This window comes from Oceanicella actignis, from assembly GCF_008124525.1.
Lineage (GTDB): Bacteria > Pseudomonadota > Alphaproteobacteria > Rhodobacterales > Rhodobacteraceae > Oceanicella > Oceanicella actignis.
Genome location: NZ_VNHJ01000005.1, coordinates 186,399 through 209,024 on the forward strand (window position 1 = coordinate 186,399; position 22,626 = coordinate 209,024).

Here is a 22,626-nt window from a genome sequence, read left to right on the forward strand (position 1 = left end):
GAAGGCGCCGGCGCAGGGCGGCCGCCCCGCGCGGGGCCGGGGGCGCTGCGGCCACGGACAGGCGCCCGGTCCCGGGCGCGGTCCGTCCCCGGTCCGGCGGAAAGCGAAGGGGGCGAGGCGGGCGGCGCGGCGTTCGCTCCGCCCGCGGCCGCCCTTCGGGGTGCCTCGGCGCTCAGACCGTCTCGCCCGCATCGAGCCGGGCGAGGAACGCCTCGGCCTCGGCCAGCACCCGCGCGCGGGCGGCACTGTCGCGCCCCTCCCAGCCGCGATAGATCGGCCTCATGCGCGGGTTCGCGGCAAAGCGGTCGCGGTGGCGGTCGAGAAAATGCCAGTAGAGCAGGTTGAAGGGGCAGGCACTCGGGCCGGTCCTGGCCTTGACGTCATAAGCGCAGCGGCGGCAATAGTCCGACATCCGGTTGATGTAGGCGCCCGACGAGACATAGGGCTTGGACGCCACCGCCCCGCCATCGGCGAACTGGCTCATGCCCAGCGTGTTCGGCGCCTCGACCCATTCCACGGCATCGGCATAGACCGACAGATACCAGCGATGCACCTCGGCCGGATCGACCCCGGAGAGCAGCGCGAAGTTGCCGGCGACCATCAGCCGCTGGATGTGATGGGCGTAGGCAAGCCGACGGGTCTGGCCGACGACCTCGGCCATGCAGCGCATCCGCGTCGGCGCGCCCCAATAAAGGGCGGGCAGCTTGCGGCGATGGCCCAGCGCGTTGCGGCGCATGTAGTCCGGGCCTTCCAGGGACCAGACCCCGCGGATGAACTCGCGCCAGCCGAGGATCTGCCGGATGAAGCCCTCGACCGCGTTCAGCGGCGCCCGGCCCGCGCGCCATTCGGCCTCGGCCGCGCGGCAGACCTCGAGCGGCAAGAGAAGGCCAAGGTTCAGCGCGGCCGAGAGCAGCGAGTGGAACATCGCCGGCGCGCCGGTCGCCATGGCATCCTGAAAGTCGCCGAAGCGGGGCAGGGCGTGGCGCAGGAAATGGGCCAGCAGCGTCAGCGCCTCGTCGCGGTCGGTGGGCCAGGCGAAGGGTTCGGGATCGCCGAAATGCGCGCCGAAGCGGTCCGCGACCAGATCGAGCGCCTCGCGCACGGTCCGATCGGGGGCGAAGGCGGGCGGGTCGGGAAAGCCGAGGCCCGCCTTCGGCGGCTTGCGGTTCTCGGCGTCGAAATTCCACCGCCCGCCGGCGGGGGCGTCGCCCTCCATCAACAGCCCCGTCCTGCGGCGCATCTCGCGGTAGAACCACTCCATCCGCAGCGTCTTGCGCCCCTTGGCCCAGGCCGCGAAGTCGCGCGCCGAACAGATGAAGCGGTCGTCCTCCAGCATGCGCAGCCTCAGCGGCGCCGCCTCGAGCGCCGCGCGCAGCCGCCAGTCGCCGGGCGCGGTGGCGATGACCTCGGACGCGCCGACCTGGGCGGCGCCGCGCAGCAGCTCGCCGGGGATCGAGCCGGCGTTGTCGGGATCGTCCAGACGGCTGTAGGCCACGCGCCAGCCCGCGGCCGCAAGGCGCGCGGCGAATTTGCGCATGGCGGCGAAGAACAGCGCGATCTTCTGGGGGTGATGGGGCGCGTAGGTGGCTTCGTCCATGGCTTCGGCCATCACCACGAGGTCACGGCCCCGGTCGGCGGCGCGCAGCGCGGCGACGGACTCGGTCAGCTGATCGCCGAGAACGAGGACGAGCCGCGGCGCTACCATGGAATGGGCCGGCCTGCGTAATCGAAAAAGCCGCCCGACTGCGCCGGAGCGAGGCCGTCCATGACTTCGGCGAGGCGGCGCGCGGCTTCGGCGGGAGGCAGCTTGTCGCGCCCGCGATAGGCGGCGGTGAAGGGCGTGTCCACGGTGCCCGGATGCAGCGCCACCAGCGCCGCTTGCCGGTGGCTGCGCGCCAGTTCGATGGCGGCGGTATGCACGATCTGGTTGGCGGCCGCCTTCGAGGCGCGGTAGGAATACCAGCCGCCCAGCCGGTTGTCGCCGATCGAGCCCACCCGCGCCGTCAGCACCGCCGCAACGGCTGGCGCATCGCGGGGCAGAAGGCGCGGCAGGCGCCGCAGGATCAGCGCCGGGCCGATGGCGTTGACGGCGAACACCCGTGCCATGGCGGCCGCGTCGATCTGCGCCAGGCTCTTTTCGGGCCGCCCGCCTTCGGGGGCGAGAATGCCCGTCGCCACGACGACGCGCGCAAAGGGGCCTTGCGTCGCGCCCAGCACGCGCTCGACCGACGCCGGGTCGGCAAGGTCAAGCCCGTCGGCGCGTCGCGACAGCGCGGCGACGGCGTAGCCCCGGCGGGCGAACTCTTCGGCGAGGGCGGCGCCGATGCCGCCCGAAGCCCCGATGACGAGAGCGCGTTCAGTCATTTTTCAATCTCCCGTCTTGCGCGGCGGCAGGCGGCCGAGAGAAAGGCGTCGAGCGCGGCAAGGCCATGCGCGCCCGCCGCGCTGGCGGGCGGGGCACGCGTCGGGGGACAATCCCAGATCGGCGGCGGCGGGCAGCGGGTCGGAGCGCACGGGGCCGAGCGGCGCGAGGGCTCGCGGCGTCGCCACGATCGGGGCCGACATCGCCGCCTCCCGGCGCTCTGCCCAGCCGTCGCGCGAGGCCAGCCGAAGCACGACGCCGTCCTGCGGGAATTCGTGCCAGGGGATGGCATGCGCGCGCGCCCAGGATGCGACGGCGCGGTCGCGCGCGAAGCTTGCCAGATGGCCCGTTTCCTGATGCGACCAGAGCGCGGCGATGCCGTGGCTCGAACGGATGGCCTCGAGAACGGCGACCGGCTCGCCCACACGGATGACGAGGCGCTGGCCGAGCAGCGCGAGCGCGCGCGACAGGTCTTCGAGGCACTCGGCAAGGAATGCAAACTGGCGGCCCGAGGCATCCTCGCGCCGCCAGAGCGCCGGCTCCACGATATGGAGCGGCAGGACCGATCCATGTCGGGCGGCGCGCACAAGCGCCGTGTTGTCGCTTGCGCGCAGGTCGCGCTTGAACCACACGACCTGAAGCGAGGTTCGCCCAGCCATGCGACCGGCTCCCTTGCCGAACGTCACTCGGCCGGCAGGATGATCGCGTCGATCACGTGGATGACGCCGTTCGAGGTCTCGATGTCGGGCTTGACGATGCGCGCGCCGTCGACCATCGGCGGCTCGGACAGGGTGATGGTCGCCTCCTGGCCCTGCACGGTCCTGGCCTTCATCCCGTTCCTGAGATCCGAGGACATCACCTTGCCCGGCACCACATGGTACGTGAGGATCGCGGTCAGCTTGTCCTTGTTCTCGGGCTTGAGCAGCTCGTCCAGCGTGCCGGCGGGCAGTTTGGCGAAGGCGTCGTCGGTGGGCGCGAAGACGGTGAAGGGGCCCTCGCCCTTGAGCGTCTCGACCAGGCCCGCGGCCTGCACGGCGGCGACCAGGGTCTTGAAGCTGCCGGCCGCTACGGCGGTGTCGACGATGTCCTTCTTCATGTGCGCGCCGGCGAGGGCGGGTTGCGGACCAAGGCCGAGGCCCCCCGTCGCGGTCAGGGCCGCGGCGGCAAGGGTCATCGAGAAGGCGGTGGCGGCCATGCGGGGAATGCGGGTCATCGGGAACCTCCGTTGGGTGATTGTATCCTGGTTACGCGGCGGGGCGCGCGCCGGATCACAAATGCGCCGATCATGCCCGACGGGTGCGCCCGGCGGGGGCGTCGTCCGGGCGCGTCCCGCCTGGCGGGGCCGGGGCGAAAGCGCCGCGGCGCGGCGGCGCGTTCGGGCCCCGCGCGCCGCCTTGCCGGATTATTCCTTTGACCGTTCATCTCCCCGGATGGTGGAATGGCCCGATATTGCGGCGCGGCCAGGCTGGGGGAGATGACACGATGCGGAAGAAGATTGCGGCGACGGGTCTGGCGGCGGCCGCCTTTCTCTGGGCGCCGGGCGCGCAGGCTTTCGCCATCGAGACGGAAACCGCCGGCGCCGGCGCCCCCTTCGCCATCGCCCAGCCGCGGCTGGCGCTGACGCCGTTGATCCGCACCGAAGGCGCTTTCGAGGACCTCGGGCAGATCAAGTGGTTCGCAGGCTCGGTCGTGCCGCAGGGCTACGCGCGCGCGAACGGGCAGCTGCTGCCCATCGCGCAGAACCCTGCGCTGTTCTCACGGCTTGGCACGACCTATGGCGGCGATGGAGAGGCCTCCTTCGCGCTGCCCGATCTGCGGGGGCGCACGATCATCGGCGCCGGGGCGGGGCCCGGTCTGACGCCGCGCTTTCTGGGCGAGACGGTCGGGGCCGAGACCGCGACCATGACCGAAGCGACCATGCCGCGACATGCGCATCCCTTCGACGGCGGCGAGGTCGCGGCCTCGGGCGGCGGGGGCGCCATCTCGAACATGATGCCAAGCCTGGCGCTGAACATGGATGTCGCGCTTCAGGGGGTCTATGGGCAAGGGCCGACCGACTATTCCAACCCCAGCATCGGGATGGTCAACATCTCGGCCGCCTTGGGCGATCAGCCCGGCTTCGCCGATGCCGACGGCGCCGAGTTGAGGGTGTCGGACAATCCGGCGCTGTTCTCGCTCTACGGCGTGGCGCATGGGGGCGACGGGCGCACCACCTTCGCCTTGCCCGATCTGCGCGGGCGCGCGGCCAGGGGCGCGGCGGCTCCGTCCCAGGTGGGCGCGAAGGCGGGCGACGAGGTCATCCCCGCCACGGCCGACATCCTGCCCGCCCACGCGCACGATTCGAGCGCGGGCGCCGTCGGCGAGGCCGGTGCGGGGGCCGAGGCGTCGCTCGGGCAGCCGACGCTCGACCTGCTCTACGGCATCGCGCTGTGGGGGGCATTCCCCACCGGGGACTTCGCGTCCTCGGGCTACGAGCACTATCTGGGCGAGATCGCCCTTTTCGGCGGGCCGTCGCCGTCGTTCTCGGACGCGGGCGTCTGGGCGCCGGCGGATGGACGGCTGCTGTCGATCGGCTTGTATCCGCACCTGTTTTCGATCATCGGGCCCATTTACGGCGGCGATGGCCGCACCACTTTCGCGCTGCCCGACCTGCGCGGAAGAACGCCGATCGGCGCGGATCCCTGGCCGGGCGGGGAGAATCCTCTGGGTCGGGTTTCCGGGCAGGAGAGCCTGACCCTGACGGCGGCCAACCTGGCGCCCCATTCCCATGCGATCACGCTGCCCGACCCGCCCAGCGCCGTCCCGCTGCCGTCGGCGCTGCCGGCGCTGCTGGCCGGCCTGACGGCGCTGGGCGGGCTGGGCGCGGCCGCCCGCCGGCGGCGCGGCGCGGCCGCCGGGCGCTGAGAGGGGATCGCCGGCGCCGCCGTCCCGCGGTCCGCCATGTCCGCGCGCCGTCGGCGAGGCCGAGCGCCAGGCGGGCGCCGTGCGGTCTGTTCGGCCCCGGCCTGCGCCCTGCGGTCGCGGGCGCAGGCGGGGCCGGGTCATGCATTGCGCCGGGTGCGGTCTGGCGGGCGCCCGTTGCGCGCGCCGAAGCCGCTTGCCGATGGGCCTCTCGCCAGGCGCGGCGACGGAGACGGGGGCGATGCGCGTTGAAGGCGGGCAAGCGGCGCGCCTGCGCCGGCAGCCGTAAAGAAGGAGCGCATCCATGACCCGAGCCCCCAAGGGTTACAGCCCCGCCCAGATCGCCCTGCACTGGATCGGCGCCGCGGCGCTGGTCGCCGCCTTCGTCAGTCACGACTCCATGCTCGCCGCCCTGCGCGCGTTGCGCGAGGGCGCCTATTCAGGGCCCGACGCGGGCGTGCTGACGCATGTGATCGCGGGGCTGGCGGTTCTGGCGCTCGCCCTCTGGCGCCTGTCGCTGCGCGCGCGCCGCGGCGCGCCGCCGCCGCCCGCCGACGAGCCGTCGCTTGCGCGGGCGCTGGCGCGCGCGACGCATGTCGCGCTCCATGCGCTGATGATCGCGCTGCCGGTCACGGGCGCGGCGGCCTGGTTCGGCGGGCTGCGCCTTGCGGGCGAGATCCATGGCGAGGCGCTCAAGCCCATTCTGCTCATCGCCGTCGCTCTGCATGTGGCGGGCGCGCTGCATCACGGCCTGTGGCTGCGTTCGGGCGTTGCGGCGCGGATGTTCCGGCCCGATCGCGCGCGCTGAGCGCGGGACGCGCGGGGGCCGAGGGCAAGGCCACGTCGGCCAGGGTGGCGCGGTCCAGCTCGGCCAGGAAGGCCGCCTCGGCGGCGCGCAGGCGGCTCTTGAGCCGGCAGCGCCCGTCCAGCGCGCAGCCCTCGCCCCCTCGGGCGAGGCACGCGACCAGGGGCTGCCCCTCTTCCAGAAGCCGCACCGCCGCGCCCAGGGATATCTCGGCCGCGGGGCGGGCCAGCGTCGCCCCGCCCCCCGCGCCGCGCCGTGTGACGACCACCCCGCCGCGCGCCAGGCGCTGCATGATCTTGGTCAGGTGATGGCGCGAAAGGCCCAGCTCCTCGGCCAGCTCGGCGGTCGAGAAGGCGCGTTCGGGCGCGGCGGCCATGCGCATGAGCATGCGCAATCCGTAATCGGTGAAGGCGGTCAGGCGCATGACGCTCCTTGCGGCAAAATAGGTATTGAAGATGCTTATTCACCGGAATACGACATGGCGCAAGCCTTGGAATCGAAGGAGCACGCCATGGCGCAGGACGCCCCCCTTCCGCCGATCCGCTCGGCCCGCCCGGCGCAGACGCGCGCGCTGATGGCGCGCACCGGGCTGGACGAGGCCCGCATCGAGGCGTTGGTGCGCCGCTTCTACGACAAGGTCCGCGCGGATCCCGAGCTGGGGCCGATCTTCGCGGCGCGCATCTCGGATTGGGAGCCGCACCTGGCGCGGATGGTGGATTTCTGGTCCTCGGTCGCGCTGATGACCGGCCGCTATCATGGCGCGCCGGTTCCGCGCCACATGGGGCTGGGCGCGCGCTGGGCGCATTTCGCGCGCTGGCTCGAGCTGTTCCGCGAGACGGCGGCCGAGACCTGCCCGCCCGAGGGCGCGGCCTTCGTCGTCGAGCGGGCCGAGCGGATCGCCCGCTCGCTGCACATGGCGATCGAGGACGCCGGGCGCCCGGCCGGCGCGGCGCCGCGGCTGTGAGCGATGCGCGCGCCCGCGGCCGGGCGCGTCTGGATGGAGGCGAGAGAATGAGCGGTTCGGCGGCGCGCATGCGCGCCTGGAAGGGGCCCGCGGTCCTCAGCTACGGGTTTCGGCCCTTTTTCCTGTCCGCGGGGATCTGGGCGGCGCTGGCGATGGCGCTGTGGGCGGCGATGCTGACGGGGCGCGAGCCGCTGCCCATCGGCCTCGATCCGGTCTCGTGGCACGCGCATGAGATGATGTTCGGCTATCTGGGCGCGGTGATGGCGGGCTTTCTGCTGACGGCCGTTCCGAACTGGACGGGGCGGCTGCCGGTGACGGGCTGGCCGTTGGCGGCGCTGGCCGGGCTGTGGCTGGCGGGGCGGGCGGCGATGGCGCTGGGCGCGCCCGCGGCGCTCGCGGCGGCGGCGGATCTGTCGCTGGGCGCGGCGCTGCTGGTCTTTCTGGCGCGCGAGATCCTGGCCGGGCGCAACTGGCGCAACCTGCCGGTGCTGGCGCTGCTGGGGCTGTGGGCGGCGGGCAACGCGCTGTTTCACCTCGAGGCGGCGCGCGGAGGCTTTCCCGCGCAGGGGCCGGGCCTGCGCCTGGGGCTTGTGGCGGCGGTGATGCTGATTGCGCTGATCGGCGGGCGCATCGTGCCCAGCTTCACGCGCAACTGGCTCGTGCGCCGGGGCGAGTCGCGGCTGCCCGCGCCCATGGGGCGGGGAGACGCCGTCGCGCTGTCGCTGGCGGCGCTGGCGCTGGGCGCGTGGACGGCGGCGCCCGATGCGCGGGCGACGGCGGCGGCGTTGGCGGCGGCGGGCGCGGCGCATCTGTGGCGCATGTCGCGCTGGCGCGGGGCGCGCTGCCGGGCCGAGGCGCTGGTGTGGGTGCTGCACGCGGCCTATGCCTTCGTGCCCCTGGGCTTCGCGGCGATGGCCGCCGGGATCGCGGCACCGCAGGCCATGGCCGCCGCGCAGCATTTGTGGATGGCCGGCGCGGTGGGGCTGATGACGCTGGCGGTCATGACGCGCGCCAGCCTTGGCCATGGCGGGCGCCCGCTGCATGCCGGGCGGCCCGTCGCCGCCCTCTACTGGGCCGTCATCGTCGCGGTCGCGGCGCGGCTGGCGGGCGGTCTGGCGCCCGAGCAGGCGTGGCTGCTGCATCTTGCGGCGGGGGCCTGGATCGCGGCCTTCGCGGGGTTCGCGATCATCTTCTGGCCCATCCTGACGCGCCCGCGCCCCGACGCCGCGGCGGCGTGACGCGCGGGCGGGTGGAAAACTTTACGCGCGACAAGTAAGCTTCGGGCGGGCGGTCTTGCGCATTTGGCGCGCCGCCGCGATGCTCGCCGCTGCGGCGGCGGGACGAGGAATGCGCGCGATGGGCGACGACAGATGAGCGATGCGAAGATCCGCACCATGGAGGAGTTCGCCGCGGTCAGCGGCATCTCGCGCCCGACTCTGTCGAAGTACTTCAACGACCCCGCCAGCGTGCGCAAATCGACCCGCGCGCGGATCGAGGCGGCGATCGAGCGCTTCGGCTATCGGCCGAACATCTATGCGCTGAACCAGAACCGCAAGCAGACCAGGAACATAGGCATTCTCGTGCCTTACCTGGCCGACCCGTTCTTCGCCGAGATGGCGCGCCATGTCGAGGCGGTGGTCATCGCCGCGGGCTACCGGCCGATCCTGCTCAGCTCGCATGGCGACCCGGCGCAGGAGCTCGAGAACCTGGACAGCCTGCGCGACATCCGCCCCGCCGGCGTGCTGCTGGCGCCGCTGGGGCGGCGCTCGGACGCCGAGCGCGTGCGCGCCTTTTGCGAAGAGGTGACCACGGTTCTTTTCGACTGCTCGGTCGAGGGGGCGGGCGAGGCCTTCGTGGGGTCGGACAACGACCAGAGCGTGGGGCTGATCGTGGATCGGCTGTGCGACACGGGCGAGCCGCCCGCCTTTTTCGAGATGCGCGATCCCTCGAACCCCAACGCGCTCAAGCGGCGCGAGGCTTACGCCCGCGCCATGACCCGGCGCGGGCTTGAGCCGATGTATGTGCGCGCCGAGGGAACCGGCTGGGATTTCGAGGAAGTCGGCTTTCGCGGCGGGCTCGAGGCGATCGCGCGGCGGCGCCTGCCGACGGACACGGTGCTGTGCAGCAACGACCGCCTCGCCATCGGCTTTCTTGCGGCGGCTTACGAAAAGGGGCTGCGCGTGGGGCGCGGGCCGGGCTGCGCGCTGCGCGTCGCCGGGCATGACGACCATCCCTTCGCCCGCTACACCTGCCCGCGGCTGACCACGGTGGCGCAGGATTACGAGGCCATCGCGCGCAAGAGCGCCGAGACGCTTCTGAGCCTGATTCGCGACGATTCGCGCGCCGCTTCGCGCGAGGTCGCGCTGTTCGGCGGCCGGCTGGTCGAGCGCGCGTCGGCTTGAGGCTTGATGCGCGTTGAAAATTTACGCGCGTAAAAATTTGCTATGCGCGAGGCTCCGTTTGCGCTAACCCTGATCTGCACATCCAAGCCAGGGAGGAACGGATGCACCTTCAGAAAGCAGCTTGCGCGGCGGCGGCCCTGTCGCTGTTCGCGGCCGGCGGCGCGATGGCCGAAACGCTGACCATCGCCACCGTCAACAACGGCGACATGATCCGCATGCAGGGTCTGACCGACGACTTCACGGCCAAGACGGGCCACAAGGTCGAGTGGGTCACGCTCGAGGAGAACGTGCTGCGTCAGCGCGTGACCACGGACATCTCGACCAAGGGCGGCCAGTTCGACATCATGACCATCGGCATGTACGAGACGCCGATCTGGGCCCGCAACGGCTGGCTGGCGCCGCTGGACAACCTGTCGGCCGAATACGACGTGGACGACATCCTGCCCGCCATCCGCAACGGCCTGTCGGTGGACGGCACGCTGTATGCCGCGCCGTTCTACGGCGAGTCCTCGATGATCATGTATCGCAAGGACCTGATGGAGGCCGCCGGCCTGACCATGCCCGAGGCCCCGAGCTGGGACTTCGTCGCCGAGGCCGCGCGCAAGATGACCGATCGCGAGAACGGCATCTACGGCATCTGCCTGCGCGGCAAGGCCGGCTGGGGCGAGAACATGGCCTTCCTGACCGCCATGTCCAACTCGTTCGGCGCGCGCTGGTTCGACATGGAGTGGCGCCCCCAGTTCGACACGCCCGAGTGGAAGCAGACGCTGACCTTCTATCTCGACCTGATGAACGAAGCCGGCCCTCCGGGCGCCTCGGCCAACGGCTTCAACGAGAACCTGTCGCTGTTCCAGCAGGGCAAGTGCGGCATGTGGATCGACGCCACGGTGGCGGCCTCGTTCGTGACCAACCCCAAGGAGTCGACCGTGGCCGACAAGGTCGGCTTCGCGCTGGCGCCCGATGCGGGGCTGGGCAAGCGCAGCAACTGGCTCTGGGCCTGGGCGCTGGCGATCCCGACCGGCACCAAGAAGGAGGCCGCGGCGCGTCAGTTCATCGAGTGGGCCACCTCGAAGGCGTATCTCGAGCTGGTCGCGCAGAAGGAGGGCTGGCCGAACGTGCCGCCGGGCACCCGCGCCTCGCTCTACGCCAATCCCGAATACGCCAAGGCGCCCTTCGCCGAGATGACGCTCAAGAGCATCAATTCGGCCGATCCGCTGCACCCGACCGTCAAGCCGGTTCCGTATGTCGGCGTGCAGTTCGTGGCGATCCCGGAATTCGCGGGCATCGCGACCGAGGTCGGGCAGGAGTTCTCGGCCGCCCTCGCCGGGCAGCAGACCGCCGAAGAGGCGCTGGCCAAGGCGCAGGCCCTGACCGAGGACGCGATGGAGGCGGCGGGCTACCGCTGACCGCATGACATGCGCGGGGGCGGCGCGTCCGCCCCCGTCCGCGCAAGGCGCGAGATCCGCATGCGACGGATCCGCGGGCGGCCCCCCAGGGCCCCGAGGAGGACACCCCGATGGCGACGCGACGCTCGCGGGCTGCGGCCCGCATGATGATGGCTCCGGCCGTTGTGCTGCTGCTTGGCTGGATGCTGGTTCCGCTGACCATGACGCTCTGGTTCTCGTTCCGGCGCTACCTGCCGATGCGGGGGGGCGACCTGGGCTGGGCCGGCTTCGACAACTACGTGCGTTTCGTCAGTTCCAGCGCCTTCTGGCCCAGCATCCAGGCCACGCTCGTGATCGTCGGCGGCGTGCTGGCGGCGACGGTGGCGCTGGGCGTGCTGCTGGCGCTGCTGCTGGACCAGCCGATCTGGGGGCAGGGCGTGGTGCGGGTGCTGGTGATCGCGCCCTTCTTCGTCATGCCCACGGTTTCGGCGCTGGTGTGGAAGAACATGTTCATGGACCCGGTGAACGGCCTGTTCGCCCATCTGTGGCGCCTGTTCGGGGCCGAGCCGCTGGCGTGGATGAGCGAAGCCTCGCTGCCCTCGATCGTGCTGATCGTCAGCTGGCAGTGGCTGCCCTTCGCGACGCTGATCCTGCTGACCGCCATCCAGTCGCTGGACCGCGAGCAGCTCGAGGCCGCCGAGATGGACGGCGCCGGCCCTCTGTCGCGCTTCGTTCACATCATCCTGCCGCATCTGTCGCGGGCGGTGACGGTGGTGATCCTGATCCAGACGATCTTCCTGCTGTCGGTCTTCGCCGAGATCTTCGTCACGACCCAGGGCTCGTTCGGCACGCGGACGCTGACCTACCTGATCTATCAGCGCGTGCTGGAGAGCCAGAATGTCGGGCTCGGCTCGGCGGGCGGCGTCTATGCGATCATCCTGGCCAACATCGTCGCGATCTTCCTGATGCGGATCGTCGGCAAGAACCTGGACGCCTGAGGGAGGACACGGACATGGCGCGCGAACATTCGCCCCGGCGCAAGGCTCTGCTCACCGTGGCCGCCTGGACGGCCGGGCTGCTGATCTTCTTTCCCATCCTGTGGACCATCCTGACCAGCTTCAAGACCGAGGCGCAGGCCATCGCCGATCCGCCCTTGTTCCTGAACTTCGACTGGACGCTCGAGAACTACGCGGCGGTGCAGGAGCGGTCCGACTACATGCGCTTTCTTTGGAACTCGATCGTCATCTCGGGCGCCTCGACCCTTCTGGGGGTGCTGATCGCGGTTCCGGCGGCCTGGTCCATGGCCTTCGTGCCCTCGAAGCGGACCAAGGACATCCTGCTGTGGATGCTCTCGACCAAGATGCTGCCGGCGGTGGGGGTGCTCTACCCGATCTACCTGATCTTCATCGAGCTTGGCCTTCTGGACACGCGGGCGGGGCTGACGGTGGTGATCATGCTCATCAACCTGCCGATCATCGTCTGGATGCTCTACACCTATTTCCGCGAGATCCCGGTCGACATCCTCGAGGCCGCGCGCATGGACGGCGCCGATCTGCGCGCCGAGATCCTCTACGTCCTCGCGCCCATGGCCCTGCCGGGCATCGCCTCGACGGTGCTGCTGAACGTCATCCTCGCCTGGAACGAGGCGTTCTGGACGCTGAACCTGACCGCGGCGAACGCCGCGCCGCTCACCGCCTTCATCGCAAGCTATTCCAGCCCCGAAGGGCTGTTCTACGCCAAGCTCTCGGCCGCCTCGACCATGGCCATCGCGCCGATCCTGATCCTTGGCTGGTTCAGCCAGAAGCAGCTGGTGCGCGGCCTGACCTTCGGCGCCGTCAAGTAAGGGAGGAACCCATGGGACGCATCGTTCTTGAACAGGTCGCCAAGCGCTTCGGCGACGCCGAGGTCATCCCTGCGCTCGATCTCGAGATCGAGGATGGCGAATTCGCGGTCTTCGTCGGGCCCTCGGGCTGCGGCAAGTCCACGCTGCTGCGGCTGATCGCCGGGCTCGAGGACGTCAGCGGCGGGCGCATCCTGATCGACGGCGCCGACGCCACCCAGATGGCGCCCGCGCGTCGCGGGCTGGCGATGGTGTTCCAGTCCTACGCCCTTTATCCGCACATGACGGTGCGCAAGAACATCGCCTTTCCGCTGCGCATGGCCGGGCTGGACAAGGCCGAGATCGAGCGCCGCGTGCAGTCGGCGGCGGCGGCGCTGAACCTGACCGACTATCTGGACCGGCGCCCGGGCCAGCTGTCGGGCGGCCAGCGCCAGCGCGTGGCCATCGGCCGCGCCATCGTGCGCGAGCCGGCCGCCTTCCTGTTCGACGAGCCGCTGTCGAACCTCGACGCCGCGCTGCGCGTGGGGATGCGGCTCGAGATCTCCGAGCTGCACAAGCGCCTGCGCACGACGATGATCTACGTCACCCATGACCAGGTCGAGGCCATGACCATGGCCGACAAGATCGTCGTGCTCCAGGCCGGCCGGATCGAGCAGGCGGGCAGCCCGCTCGAGCTGTACCGCGCCCCGCGCAACCGCTTCGTGGCGGGGTTCATCGGCTCGCCGCGCATGAACTTCATCGAGGGCGAAGAGGCCGGGCGCCGCGGCGCCTTCGCCATCGGCGTGCGTCCCGAGGACATCGCCCTGTCGCGCGAGCCGGCGCCGGGCGCCTGGGAGGGCGTGGTCGGCGTGGCCGAGCATCTGGGTTCGGACACCTTCGTGCATGTGCACGAGACGGGCCTGGCCGAGACGATCACCGTGCGCGTCAGCGGCGAGACCCCCTGCGCCCATGGCGACCGCGTCTGGCTGACCCCGCGCGAGGACGCCATCCATCGCTTCGACGCGCAAGGGCTGCGCATCGCATGACCGCCCCGCTTGCGCCCGCCGAAGAAAGGCCCGCCGACGAAAGGACCCTGAGCATGAACGCGCCCGTCAAGCTGTCGCAGGCCGCCCTGCCGCATCTGCCGTCCCATGTCGGGCGTCCGCGCTACGATCGCGCGGCGCTGCGCGCGGGGATCGTGCATGTGGGGGTGGGCAATTTCCATCGCGCGCATCAGGGCTGGCATCTGCACCGCCTCATGCAGCAGGGGCTTGCGCAGGACTGGGCGGTGATCGGCGCCGGCGTGCGCCCGCAGGACGAGGCCATGCGCGCGCGCCTGTCGGCGCAGGACTGGCTGACCACGCTGATCGAGCTGCGCCCCGAGGGGCCGGCGGCCGAGGTCATCGGGCCGATGATCGGCTTCGCGCCCCCGGCCGAGGATTCGGCGCCGCTGATCGCGGCCATGTCCGACCCGGCCATCCGCATCGTCTCGCTGACGGTCACCGAGGGCGGGTATTTCGTCGATCCCGCGGGCGGCTTCGACGCCGCCCATCCCGACATCCGCCGCGACGCGGCCGACCCGGCGCGTCCGCGCACGGTCTTCGGCGCCATCGTCGCCGCCATGGCGCGCCGGCGCGCGCAGGGCGTCGCGCCGTTCACGGTGATGAGCTGCGACAACCTTCAGGGCAACGGCGCCGCCGCGCGCCGGGCGGTGACGGGGCTGGCGCGGATGAGCGACCCGGCGCTGGCCGACTGGATCGAGGGCGAGGGGGCGTTCCCGAACTCGATGGTCGACTGCATCGTGCCCGCCACCGGCCCCGACGAGCTGGCGCTGGCGCGGCGGCTGGGCGTCGAGGACGCGGCCCCCGTCACCCACGAGAACTACCGCCAGTGGGTGATCGAGGACCGTTTCTGCGCCGGCCGCCCCGAGCTCGAGCGCGTCGGCGTCATCTTTTCCGACGCGGTGCATGATTACGAGCTGCTCAAGATCCGCGTTCTGAACGCCGGCCACCAGGTTCTGGCCAATGCCGGCGAGCTGCTGGGGCTGGCCACCATCGCCGACTGCATGGCTCATCCGCTGATCGGGGCCATGTTCCGCCGGGTCGAGATGGAAGAGATCTGCCCCCACGCCCCGGACGTGCCCGGAACCTCGGCGCAGGATTACGCGCGGCTGATCGAGCGGCGCTTCGCCAACCCGGCGATCCGCGACTCGACGCGGCGGGTGGCCCATGACGGCGCCTCGCGCCACCCCGCCTTCGTGCTGCCGATCCTGCGCGAGGCGTTGGCCGCGGGCGCTCCCGTCGAGGGGCTGAGCCTGGTCGAGGCGCTGTGGGCGCGCATGTGCGCGGGCGTGCGCGAAGACGGCTCGGCGATCGCGCCGAACGATCCCATCTGGGACCGGCTCCAGACCGCCGCGCAGGCCGCGCGCGAGCGGCCGGCGGCCTGGCTCGAGCAGCGGCGCATCTATGGCGATCTGGCCGAGGCGCCGCGCTTCGCCGAGGCCTTCGCGCGCTGGCTCGACCTGATCTGGGCGCGCGGAACGGCCGAGGCGCTGCGCATCCACGCCCAGCAAGGCGCCGCGCCCGCCGCCTGAGGCGCGGCCCGGCGCGCCGGCGCGGGCAAGCGTCCGCCGGCGCCGGGCAAGCGTCAGCGATGCCGGGCGCGCGCCGTCCTGGCGCGCGGCGGCGGGCCTTGCAAGGGCCGCAAGGTCGGCGTTGCGAGGGCCTGAAGGGGCTTGCGCCGCGGCGCCCTCAGCGGGCGCGCGGGCGCAGCGCGGCGGCTTCGGCAGCGAGGCGCGTGATCTGTTCCCAGTCCTCGGCCGCGATCAGCTCGGGCGGCGCGATCCACGAGCCGCCCACGCACAGAACGTTCCCCAGCGCCAGGTAATCCGGCGCGTTCGCGCGCGAAATGCCGCCCGTGGGACAGAAGCGCAGCTCGGCCAGCGGCCCGGACCAGGCGCGCAGCGCCGCGACGCCGCCATTGACCTCGGCGGGGAAGAACTTGAGCGTGCGGTAGCCGCGCTCCATCGCCGCCATGGCCTCGGAGGGCGTCGCCACGCCCGGCAGCAGCGGCAGCCCGGCGGCGCGCGCCGCCTCGAGCAGCGCCGGCGTCGCGCCGGGCGAGACGCCGAAGCGCGCGCCGGCCGCCAGCGCCGCCTCGACATGCGCCGGCTCGGTCAGCGTGCCCGCGCCGACCACCGCGTCGGGGGCCTCTTGCGCCATGGCGCGGATGGCATCGAGCGCGGCGGGCGTGCGCAGCGTGACCTCGAGCGCGTAAAGGCCGCCCGCGGTCAACGCCCGCGCCAGCGGCCCGGCGGTGCGCGCATCGGCGACGGTCAGCACCGGAATGACCGGCGCAAGGCGGCAGACATCTTCTGCGTTCATCGGCGCAGCTCCTTGACGATGTTGAGAAGTTCGCGCGTCGCCTGATCGGCGCCGGGCGCCTGGCCGGTGCGGATGGCCTCGATCAGGCCGCCGGCGGTCTCCTTGCCCAGCTCGACCCCCCACTGGTCGAACGAGTTCACGTTCCAGATGACCCCCTGCACGAAGGCGCGGTGCTCGAACAGCGCGATCAGGCGGCCCAGCGCGAAGGGGTCGAGCTGCCGGTGCAGGATGGTGGTCGAGGGCCGGTCGCCCGGAAAGGTGCGGTGCGGGGCAAGGCGCGCGATGCGCTCGGGCGTCTCGCCGGCGGCGGCCATGTGCGCGGCGGCCTCGGCCTCGGTGCGGCCGAAGGCCAGCGCGCGCGCCTGCGCAAGGCAGTTGGCCAGCAGCATGTCGTGATGGCCCGGATCGGCCGCGCGGGGCAGGGCGGCGGCGATGAAGTCCACCGGAACCACGTCGGTTCCCTGGTGCAGCAGCTGGAAGAACGAGTGCTGGGCGTTGGTCCCCGGCTCGCCCCAGATCACCGGCGAGGTCGCCATGGGGCAGGGGTCGCCTTGCAGCGTCACGCGCTTGCCGTTCGATTCCATGTCCAGCTGCTGGACATAGGCCGGAAAGCGCGCCAGCCGGTGATCGTAGGGAATGAGCGCGACCGTCGGCCAGCCCATGGCGTTGCGCCGCCACACCCCGATCAGCCCCAGCAACAGGGGCAGGTTGCGCTCGGCCGGCGCGGTCAGGAAGTGCCTGTCCATGGCCGCCGCGCCGTCGAGAAAGGCGCGAAAGCGTTGCGCGCCGATGCCGATGGCCAGCGGCAGGCCGATGGCGGACCATACCGAATAGCGCCCGCCGACCCAGTCCCAGAAGCCGAACACCCGCTCGGCCGGGATGCCGAATCGCGCGCAGGCTTCCACATTGGCCGAGGCCGCCGCCATCTGTCCCGCCGCGGAGGGGCCCAGCCAGTCGCGCGCAAGGCGCGCATTGGCCAGCGTCTCGAGCGTGCCGAAGGTCTTGGACGAGACGATGACCAGCGTGCGCGCGGGGTCGAGGTCGGCGACCGCCTCGGCGAAGTCGGCCCCGTCCACGTTCGACACGAAGCGCAGCCGCGGGCCGTCGATGTCGGGCGCCAGCGCGCGCGCCGCCATGGCCGGGCCCAGATCCGAGCCGCCGATGCCGATGTTGACGACATGCGTGAACGGGCCGCCCGCGCCCACGACGCGGCCCTGGCGCACCGCTTCGGCGAAGTCCAGAAACCGCGCCAGCGTCGCCGCGGGGTCGTCGCCGCGGGGCGCGGGGACCGAGCCGCGCAGCGCCATGTGCAGCGCCGCGCGCCCCTCGGTGACGTTGACCGGCGCGCCGGCCGCCATGGCGTCGCGGCGCGCCGCCACCCCGGCGGCGCGCGCCAGGGCGATCAGCGCCTCGAGCGCGGGGGCGTCCAGCTTCTCGCGCGAGAAGTCGATCGTCAGGTCGTCGAGCCGCGCGGACAGGCGCGAGAAGCGGTCGGGATCGGTCTCGAACAGGCGGCGCAGGGTCGTGGCGCGCAGGCGTCGGGCGTGGGCGCGGACCTCGTCCCAGGCCTTGGCGATGTCGGGCGCGGTCAAGGCTTGTCTCCTTCGGCTTGCGTCAGATCACGACCGCGGCGCCGGCTTCGGCCGGACCGACCGCCGCGCGGAAGGCCGCGAACAGCTCGCGTCCGGTTCCGGCCGCGTTTGCGGACAGATCGGCCTCGGCGGGCGGGCGGGCCAGGAACCGGGCCTCGTCGCCCAGAACCTTCAGCACCCCGGCCTCGGCGTCAAGGCGCACCACGTCGCCGTCGCGCAGGCGGGCGATGGGACCGCCCGCGGCGGCCTCGGGGCTCAGATGGATCGCGGCCGGAACCTTGCCCGAGGCGCCCGACATGCGCCCGTCGGTCACCAGCGCCACGCGATGGCCGCGCTCGAGCAGGATCGACAGCGCCGGCGTCAGCGCGTGCAGCTCGGGCATGCCGTTGGCCCGCGGCCCCTGGAAGCGCACGACCACCACCACGTCGCGGTTCAGCTCGCCGGCCTTGAAGGCGGCCTTGACCGATTCCTGGTCGTGGAAGACGCGCACGGGCGCCTCGATGACGCGGTGCTCGGGCTTGACGGCCGAGATCTTGATCACCGAGCGCCCCAGGTTCCCCTCGAGCAGCTGCAACCCCCCGCTGGGCTGGAACGGCGCGGATGCCGGGCGCAGGATGCCCTCGGCGCCGCTTTGCGCCGGCCCCTCCTGCCACACGACCGCGCCGTCGCGCAGCTTGGGCTCGAAGGTGTAGCGGCGCAGCCCGGGGCCGGCGATGGTCTTGACGTCCTCGTGCAGAAGGCCCGCCTCGAGCAGCTCGCCGATCACGAAGGCCAGCCCGCCCGCGGCGTGGAAATGGTTCACATCCGCCAGCCCGTTGGGATAGACCCGCGCCAGCAGCGGCGTGACGGCCGAGATCTCGGCCATGTCGGCCCAGTCGATCTGCACGCCGGCCGCCCGCGCCATGGCGACGAGGTGGATCGCCAGATTGGTCGAGCCGCCGGTCGCGTTCAGCCCGACCATGGCGTTGACGAAGGCGCGCTCGTCGAGGATCTCGCAGGCGGGGGTGAACTCTTCGCCGCGGGCCGTGATGGCCAGGGCGCGGCGCGCGGCCTCGGCGGTCAGGGCGTCGCGCAGCGGATCGCCGGGGTTGACGAAGCTGGCGCCGGGCAGGTGCAGGCCCATGAACTCCATGAGCATCTGGTTGGTGTTGGCGGTGCCGTAGAAGGTGCAGGTGCCCGGCCCGTGATACGAGGCCATCTCGGCGCGCAGCAGCGCGTCGCGGTCGATCTCGCCGGCGGCGAAGAGGCGGCGGATGCGGGCCTTTTCCTCGTTCGGCAGGCCCGAGGGCATGGGGCCGGCCGGGGCGAAGACGGCCGGCAGATGCCCGAAGGCGGCGGCGGCGATGACCATGCCCGGCACGATCTTGTCGCACACGCCGAGGAACATGGCGGCGTCGAAGCAGTCATGGCTCAGCGCCACGGCCGAGGCCATGGCGATGACGTCGCGCGAGAACAGGCTCAGCTCCATGCCGGGCCGGCCCTGGGTGACGCCGTCGCACATGGCCGGAACGCCTCCGGCCACCAGGGCGGCGGCGCCGGCCTCGTGCGCGGCGCGCTTGATGACGGCGGGGAAACGCTCGAAGGGCTGATGGGCCGAAAGCATGTCGTTGTAGGCCGTCACGATCCCGATCACCGGGATGTCGGGCTTGATGACGCGGGGCTTGTCCTCGCCCGCCGCGGCGGCCGCATGGGCCAGGTTGCCGCAGGACAGATGCGCGCGTCCGGGGCCCTGTTCGGCGGCGCGGCGGCAGCGCTCGAGATAGGCCGCGCGGCTTTGGGCCGAGCGGGCGCGGATGCGCGCCGTGACCGCTTCGATGGTGGGGTTCATGGCGACCTCCGTGGGTTAATCGGCGTAGTGAACGACGGCGCCGCCCAGAACGGCCAGCACCGGCGCGGCGCGCGGATCGTCCAGCGCCAGGGCGCGTTCGAGCGCGGCGCGCTTGTCCGCGCCGGCGATGACCAGATGGCGCTCGGGCGCGGCGGCCAGCGTCGGGGCGCTGAGCGTGACGCGCGGCTCGAGCGCGCCTTCGGGGTCGATCCGGCAAAGCGGCGGCGCGTCGGGCGCCAGCGCCGCCTCGAGCCCCCGCGCCCCGGGAAAGAGCGAGGCGGCGTGCATGTCGGCCCCCATGCCCAGAACCGCCACGTCGAGCGGCAGCGCGCGCTCGCGCAGCGCCCGCCGCGCGGCCTCGAGCGCGTCCGGCCCGTCGCCCGCGCCGCGCAGCGGCACGAAGCGCGCGGCGCGCGCGCGCCCGGCCAGGAGCGAGCCGGCGAGCATGGTCTCGTTCGCGCGGGGGTGGCCGGGCGGGGTCAGGCGCTCGTCCGTCAGGGTGACGACGACGCGCGGCCAGTCCAGCTCGGCCTCGCCCAGCCGGGTCAGCATCTCGCGCGGGGTCTCGCCGCCGGGCACGGCGATGCGCGCGACGCCCCGCGCGGCGATGGCCCGGCGCAGCGCCTCGGCCAGCGCGTCGGCCAGCGCGCGGGCCATCTGCGGGCGCGAGGGGTGGGCGATGACGCGCGGGGCCTTCATGCCGAAATCTCGCGCCAGCGGCGGCCGTCGCGATGCATCAGCATCAGCGCGTCCTCGGGGCCGGACGAGCCGGGGTCGTAAAGGGCGGGGCGCTCGCCGCGCTCTTCCCAGGCGGCGATGATGGGATCGACCCAGCGCCAGGCGGCCTCGACCTCGTCGCCGCGCATGAACAGGGTCTGGTCGCCGCGGATCACGTCCATCACCAGGCGCTCGTAGGCGTCGGGCATGCGCAGCCCGCCGCCGCCCAGCTGCTCGGCGAAGGTCATGTCCAGCTCGGCCGGGGTCAGGCGCATGCCGCCGGGGCCGGGGTCCTTGACGGTCATGGACAGGGTGATGCCCTCGTCCGGCTGCAGGCGGATGGCCAGCACGTTGGCGCCCGCGCGCCCGCCCGCGCCGGCGAAGATCGAGTGGGGCGGATCCTTGAAGGCGACGGCGATCTCGGACATGCGCGCGCGCAGCCGCTTGCCGGTGCGCAGGTAGAAGGGCACGCCCGACCAGCGCCAGTTCTCGACATGGGCGCGCAGGGCGACGAAGCTTTCGGTGCGCGTGTCCGCATCGCCCACATCGTCGGCGTAGGAGGCGACGCCCGGCCCCGCGCCGTATTGCCCGCGCACCACGTCGCGCGCGGCGTCGACGGGGGCGAGGGCGCGCAGGACCTTGAGCTTCTCGTCGCGCACGTCGTCGGGGCGCAGGCGGGCAGGAGGCTCCATCGCCGTCAGGCACAGCAGCTGAAGCAGGTGGTTCTGGACCATGTCGCGCATGGCGCCGACGCCGTCGTAATAGGGCCCGCGCCCGCCCACGCCCACGGTTTCGGCCACGGTGATCTGCACGTGATCGACGTGGTGGGCGTTCCAGAGCGGCTCGAACAGCGCGTTGGCGAAGCGCAGCGCCATCAGGTTCTGGACGGTTTCCTTGCCCAGGTAATGGTCGATGCGGTAGATGCGCCCCTCGTCGAAATGGCGCGCAAGGCTCTGGTTCAGCGCCCGGGCCGAGGGCAGGTCGTGGCCGAAGGGCTTTTCGACCACGATGCGGCCATGCGCGCCGGCAAGGCCGGCGGCGGCGATGCGCTCGGCGATGACGCCGAAGAAGCGCGGCGCCACCGACAGGTAGAAGGCGCGCGGCCGCTCGGGGTCGGGCGCGCCGAGCGTGTCGGCCAGGGCTTGCCAGTCGTCGTCCTTCGTGACGTCGAGGGGAACGTAGTCGAGCGTGGCCAGAAAGCGCCGGCGCGAGTCGGGGTCGAGATCGGCGGGAGCCACGAATTCGTCCAGCGCCTCGGCGGCCAGGCGGCGGAAGCCCTCGGCGTCCATCTGCGCGCGGGCCGCGCCGATGACGCGCGCCTCAATGGGCATCTGGCCGTCATGCAGGCGGTGATACAGGGCCGGCAGCAGCTTGCGCCGGGCCAGGTCGCCGGTTGCGCCGAAGACGACAAGATCGAACGGGGCGACGGGAACGACGCGCGCGACCATCAGACGGCCTCCCTTGCGAAAGCTTCCACTTCGGCGCGGCGGGGCAGGTCGGCCCCGCGCCGCGCGCAGGTCAGCGCCGCGGCCGCGGCGGCGAAGTTCATGATGCGGGCGATGTCTTCGCCGCCCAACGCCGAAAGCGCGGCGCGGCTGCGCGCCCCCGCCGCGTCGAGCCCGGCGATCAGCGCCGCCTGGAAGGTGTCGCCGGCGCCGACCGCGTCGACCGCCCGAACGCGGCGCGCGGGCGCGCGCGTGCGGCCGGCGGGGCCGAAGGCCTCGGCCCCCTCGGCGCCATGGGTGACCACCACCAGCGCCGCGCCCGCCGCGCGCCAGCGCGCGGCCAGCTCGGCCGGCTCGACGCCCGGCCACAGCAGGCCGATGTCCTCGGCGCTGATCTTGACCAGATCCGCCAGGGCGGCGAAGGCCTCGATGCGCGCGCGCCACAGCGCCGGGTCGGGAATGACGCCCAGGCGCACATTGGGATCGAGGCACAGCAGGCGCCGTCCGCGCTCGCGCTCGAACAGGCGCAGCAGGCTCGAGCCGATGGGCTCGGCCGTCAGCGAATACGATCCCGCATGCACGCCCCAGATAGGTGCGTCGGCGGGCGGCAGATCGTCCGGCTCGATGGCGCGGTCGGCGCCGCCGGCGCCGTAGAAGGCGTAGGCGGGGGCGCCGTCCGAGCCGACATCCACCAGGCTGAGGGTCGTGGGCGCGTCCTTGCGGCGCACGAAGCGCGCGTCCACGCCCTCTTCGCGCAGGGCGCGCATCAGCCGCGCGCCCAGCCGGTCGGTCGAGACGCCCGCCAGCATGCCCGACGCGACGCCAAGCCGCACAAGGCCCACCGCGACGTTGAAGGGCGATCCGCCGATGCGGGCGTCGAAGCTCAGGCCGCCGTCGCGCTCGGCGGCGAACAGATCCCACAGCGCCTCGCCGCAGGACAGGAACATGGGCCGGTCCGCGGGGGGCGGGGCGGCATGGGCGGGGCGGTCGGGCATGGGGCGTCCTTCCGTAACGTCGGGGTCG

General features: G+C 72.6%; 21 protein-coding genes. 10 read left to right on the forward strand and 11 right to left on the reverse strand.

Going from position 1 to position 22,626, the window contains the following annotated elements; translation table 11 throughout:
• Positions 1 to 172: 172 nt before the first annotated feature.
• Genes LY05_RS09220 through LY05_RS09235 form a run of 4 tightly spaced genes read right to left on the reverse strand, consistent with a single transcriptional unit; the run spans position 173 to position 3,536 of the window.
• Entirely contained in the window at positions 173 to 1,705 is a 1,533-nt protein-coding gene (locus LY05_RS09220) for a cryptochrome/photolyase family protein (protein ID WP_148922943.1), read from the reverse strand.
• Positions 1,699 to 2,364 carry an SDR family NAD(P)-dependent oxidoreductase gene (locus tag LY05_RS09225; RefSeq protein ID WP_148922944.1) on the reverse strand — a complete coding sequence of 222 codons (666 nt, stop codon included), beginning with the start codon at positions 2,362 to 2,364 and terminating at the stop codon, positions 1,699 to 1,701. The genes LY05_RS09220 and LY05_RS09225 overlap by 7 nt, the downstream gene beginning before the upstream one ends.
• Positions 2,365 to 2,367: 3 nt before the next feature.
• On the reverse strand, positions 2,368 to 3,048 hold the full coding sequence (locus tag LY05_RS09230; RefSeq protein WP_148922945.1) for a deoxyribodipyrimidine photo-lyase: 681 nt from the start codon (positions 3,046 to 3,048) through the stop codon (positions 2,368 to 2,370).
• Positions 3,045 to 3,536, reverse strand: coding sequence for a fasciclin domain-containing protein (locus LY05_RS09235; protein WP_249041926.1), 492 nt, complete (start codon positions 3,534 to 3,536; stop codon positions 3,045 to 3,047). Before LY05_RS09235 ends, LY05_RS09230 begins: the two co-directional genes overlap by 4 nt.
• 308 nt (positions 3,537 to 3,844) lie before the next feature.
• Here LY05_RS09235 and LY05_RS15385 point away from each other — a divergent pair, with 308 nt between their 5' ends.
• Together LY05_RS15385 and LY05_RS09255 are read left to right on the forward strand one after the other, a co-directional pair.
• The gene (locus tag LY05_RS15385) at positions 3,845 to 5,266 is read left to right on the forward strand and encodes a tail fiber protein (protein WP_249041917.1); all 1,422 of its coding nucleotides are present in this window, start codon (positions 3,845 to 3,847) and stop codon (positions 5,264 to 5,266) included.
• Between the two features lie 301 nt (positions 5,267 to 5,567).
• The gene (locus LY05_RS09255) at positions 5,568 to 6,071 is read left to right on the forward strand and encodes a cytochrome b (protein WP_148922947.1); all 504 of its coding nucleotides are present in this window, start codon (positions 5,568 to 5,570) and stop codon (positions 6,069 to 6,071) included.
• On the opposite strand, the gene LY05_RS09260 is transcribed toward LY05_RS09255, so the two are convergent.
• The gene (locus LY05_RS09260; protein WP_148922948.1) at positions 5,971 to 6,492 is read right to left on the reverse strand and encodes an RrF2 family transcriptional regulator; all 522 of its coding nucleotides are present in this window, start codon (positions 6,490 to 6,492) and stop codon (positions 5,971 to 5,973) included. The genes LY05_RS09255 and LY05_RS09260 overlap by 101 nt on opposite strands.
• Positions 6,493 to 6,546: 54 nt before the next feature.
• On the opposite strand from LY05_RS09260, the gene LY05_RS09265 reads away from it, so the two are divergent.
• From LY05_RS09265 to LY05_RS09300, 8 genes are all read left to right on the forward strand, one after another.
• Positions 6,547 to 7,032: a group III truncated hemoglobin gene (locus LY05_RS09265; RefSeq protein WP_249041918.1), complete on the forward strand. Its 486-nt coding sequence runs from the start codon at positions 6,547 to 6,549 to the stop codon at positions 7,030 to 7,032.
• Between the two features lie 47 nt (positions 7,033 to 7,079).
• Positions 7,080 to 8,270 (forward strand): NnrS family protein, encoded by a 1,191-nt coding sequence (locus LY05_RS09270; RefSeq protein WP_148922949.1) that lies wholly within the window; start codon positions 7,080 to 7,082, stop codon positions 8,268 to 8,270.
• A gap of 132 nt (positions 8,271 to 8,402) precedes the next feature.
• The gene (locus LY05_RS09275; protein WP_148922950.1) at positions 8,403 to 9,434 is read left to right on the forward strand and encodes a LacI family DNA-binding transcriptional regulator; all 1,032 of its coding nucleotides are present in this window, start codon (positions 8,403 to 8,405) and stop codon (positions 9,432 to 9,434) included.
• 101 nt (positions 9,435 to 9,535) lie between these two features.
• Positions 9,536 to 10,840, forward strand: a complete 1,305-nt coding sequence (locus LY05_RS09280) for an ABC transporter substrate-binding protein (protein ID WP_148922951.1) — start codon at positions 9,536 to 9,538, stop codon at positions 10,838 to 10,840.
• 110 nt (positions 10,841 to 10,950) lie between these two features.
• A complete protein-coding gene (locus LY05_RS09285; protein WP_072747405.1) occupies positions 10,951 to 11,817 on the forward strand; it encodes a carbohydrate ABC transporter permease in 867 nt (288 codons plus the stop codon).
• 14 nt (positions 11,818 to 11,831) lie between these two features.
• The gene (locus LY05_RS09290; protein WP_072747406.1) at positions 11,832 to 12,662 is read left to right on the forward strand and encodes a carbohydrate ABC transporter permease; all 831 of its coding nucleotides are present in this window, start codon (positions 11,832 to 11,834) and stop codon (positions 12,660 to 12,662) included.
• A gap of 11 nt (positions 12,663 to 12,673) precedes the next feature.
• A complete protein-coding gene (locus LY05_RS09295; RefSeq protein WP_148922952.1) occupies positions 12,674 to 13,684 on the forward strand; it encodes an ABC transporter ATP-binding protein in 1,011 nt (336 codons plus the stop codon).
• Positions 13,685 to 13,737: 53 nt separating this feature from the next.
• Complete coding sequence (locus LY05_RS09300; protein WP_148922953.1) at positions 13,738 to 15,231, forward strand: mannitol dehydrogenase family protein; 1,494 nt, start codon at positions 13,738 to 13,740, stop codon at positions 15,229 to 15,231.
• A 157-nt stretch (positions 15,232 to 15,388) separates the two neighbouring features.
• On the opposite strand, the gene LY05_RS09305 is transcribed toward LY05_RS09300, so the two are convergent.
• The 6 genes from LY05_RS09305 to LY05_RS09330 are packed head-to-tail and all read right to left on the reverse strand — an operon-like array spanning position 15,389 to position 22,598.
• The gene (locus tag LY05_RS09305; protein WP_072747408.1) at positions 15,389 to 16,021 is read right to left on the reverse strand and encodes a bifunctional 4-hydroxy-2-oxoglutarate aldolase/2-dehydro-3-deoxy-phosphogluconate aldolase; all 633 of its coding nucleotides are present in this window, start codon (positions 16,019 to 16,021) and stop codon (positions 15,389 to 15,391) included.
• Positions 16,018 to 17,613, reverse strand: a complete 1,596-nt coding sequence (gene pgi / locus LY05_RS09310) for a glucose-6-phosphate isomerase (RefSeq protein WP_249041919.1) — start codon at positions 17,611 to 17,613, stop codon at positions 16,018 to 16,020. The genes LY05_RS09305 and pgi overlap by 4 nt, the downstream gene beginning before the upstream one ends.
• Before the next feature lie 22 nt (positions 17,614 to 17,635).
• On the reverse strand, positions 17,636 to 19,441 hold the full coding sequence (gene edd, locus LY05_RS09315; protein WP_148922954.1) for a phosphogluconate dehydratase: 1,806 nt from the start codon (positions 19,439 to 19,441) through the stop codon (positions 17,636 to 17,638).
• A 15-nt stretch (positions 19,442 to 19,456) separates the two neighbouring features.
• Complete coding sequence (gene pgl / locus LY05_RS09320; RefSeq protein ID WP_072747410.1) at positions 19,457 to 20,140, reverse strand: 6-phosphogluconolactonase; 684 nt, start codon at positions 20,138 to 20,140, stop codon at positions 19,457 to 19,459.
• Positions 20,137 to 21,606 (reverse strand): glucose-6-phosphate dehydrogenase, encoded by a 1,470-nt coding sequence (zwf, locus tag LY05_RS09325; protein WP_072747411.1) that lies wholly within the window; start codon positions 21,604 to 21,606, stop codon positions 20,137 to 20,139. Before zwf ends, pgl begins: the two co-directional genes overlap by 4 nt.
• Positions 21,606 to 22,598 carry a carbohydrate kinase family protein gene (locus tag LY05_RS09330; RefSeq protein WP_211356306.1) on the reverse strand — a complete coding sequence of 331 codons (993 nt, stop codon included), beginning with the start codon at positions 22,596 to 22,598 and terminating at the stop codon, positions 21,606 to 21,608. Before LY05_RS09330 ends, zwf begins: the two co-directional genes overlap by 1 nt.
• Positions 22,599 to 22,626: the final 28 nt, after the last annotated feature.

Excerpts from the sequence above, each read along its gene's own strand:
- LY05_RS09220 (WP_148922943.1), bottom strand. The coding sequence starts at position 1,705 with ATGGTAGCGCCGCGGCTCGTCCTCGTTCTCGGCGATCAGCTGACCGAG.
- LY05_RS09225 (WP_148922944.1), bottom strand. The coding sequence starts at position 2,364 with ATGACTGAACGCGCTCTCGTCATCGGGGCTTCGGGCGGCATCGGCGCC.
- LY05_RS09235 (WP_249041926.1), bottom strand. The coding sequence starts at position 3,536 with ATGACCCTTGCCGCCGCGGCCCTGACCGCGACGGGGGGCCTCGGCCTT.
- LY05_RS15385 (WP_249041917.1), top strand. The coding sequence starts at position 3,845 with ATGCGGAAGAAGATTGCGGCGACGGGTCTGGCGGCGGCCGCCTTTCTC.
- LY05_RS09255 (WP_148922947.1), top strand. The coding sequence starts at position 5,568 with ATGACCCGAGCCCCCAAGGGTTACAGCCCCGCCCAGATCGCCCTGCAC.
- LY05_RS09260 (WP_148922948.1), bottom strand. The coding sequence starts at position 6,492 with ATGCGCCTGACCGCCTTCACCGATTACGGATTGCGCATGCTCATGCGC.
- LY05_RS09265 (WP_249041918.1), top strand. The coding sequence starts at position 6,547 with ATGGCGCAAGCCTTGGAATCGAAGGAGCACGCCATGGCGCAGGACGCC.
- LY05_RS09270 (WP_148922949.1), top strand. The coding sequence starts at position 7,080 with ATGAGCGGTTCGGCGGCGCGCATGCGCGCCTGGAAGGGGCCCGCGGTC.
- LY05_RS09275 (WP_148922950.1), top strand. The coding sequence starts at position 8,403 with ATGAGCGATGCGAAGATCCGCACCATGGAGGAGTTCGCCGCGGTCAGC.
- LY05_RS09280 (WP_148922951.1), top strand. The coding sequence starts at position 9,536 with ATGCACCTTCAGAAAGCAGCTTGCGCGGCGGCGGCCCTGTCGCTGTTC.
- LY05_RS09285 (WP_072747405.1), top strand. The coding sequence starts at position 10,951 with ATGGCGACGCGACGCTCGCGGGCTGCGGCCCGCATGATGATGGCTCCG.
- LY05_RS09290 (WP_072747406.1), top strand. The coding sequence starts at position 11,832 with ATGGCGCGCGAACATTCGCCCCGGCGCAAGGCTCTGCTCACCGTGGCC.
- LY05_RS09295 (WP_148922952.1), top strand. The coding sequence starts at position 12,674 with ATGGGACGCATCGTTCTTGAACAGGTCGCCAAGCGCTTCGGCGACGCC.
- LY05_RS09300 (WP_148922953.1), top strand. The coding sequence starts at position 13,738 with ATGAACGCGCCCGTCAAGCTGTCGCAGGCCGCCCTGCCGCATCTGCCG.
- LY05_RS09305 (WP_072747408.1), bottom strand. The coding sequence starts at position 16,021 with ATGAACGCAGAAGATGTCTGCCGCCTTGCGCCGGTCATTCCGGTGCTG.
- edd (WP_148922954.1), bottom strand. The coding sequence starts at position 19,441 with ATGAACCCCACCATCGAAGCGGTCACGGCGCGCATCCGCGCCCGCTCG.
- pgl (WP_072747410.1), bottom strand. The coding sequence starts at position 20,140 with ATGAAGGCCCCGCGCGTCATCGCCCACCCCTCGCGCCCGCAGATGGCC.
- zwf (WP_072747411.1), bottom strand. The coding sequence starts at position 21,606 with ATGGTCGCGCGCGTCGTTCCCGTCGCCCCGTTCGATCTTGTCGTCTTC.
- LY05_RS09330 (WP_211356306.1), bottom strand. The coding sequence starts at position 22,598 with ATGCCCGACCGCCCCGCCCATGCCGCCCCGCCCCCCGCGGACCGGCCC.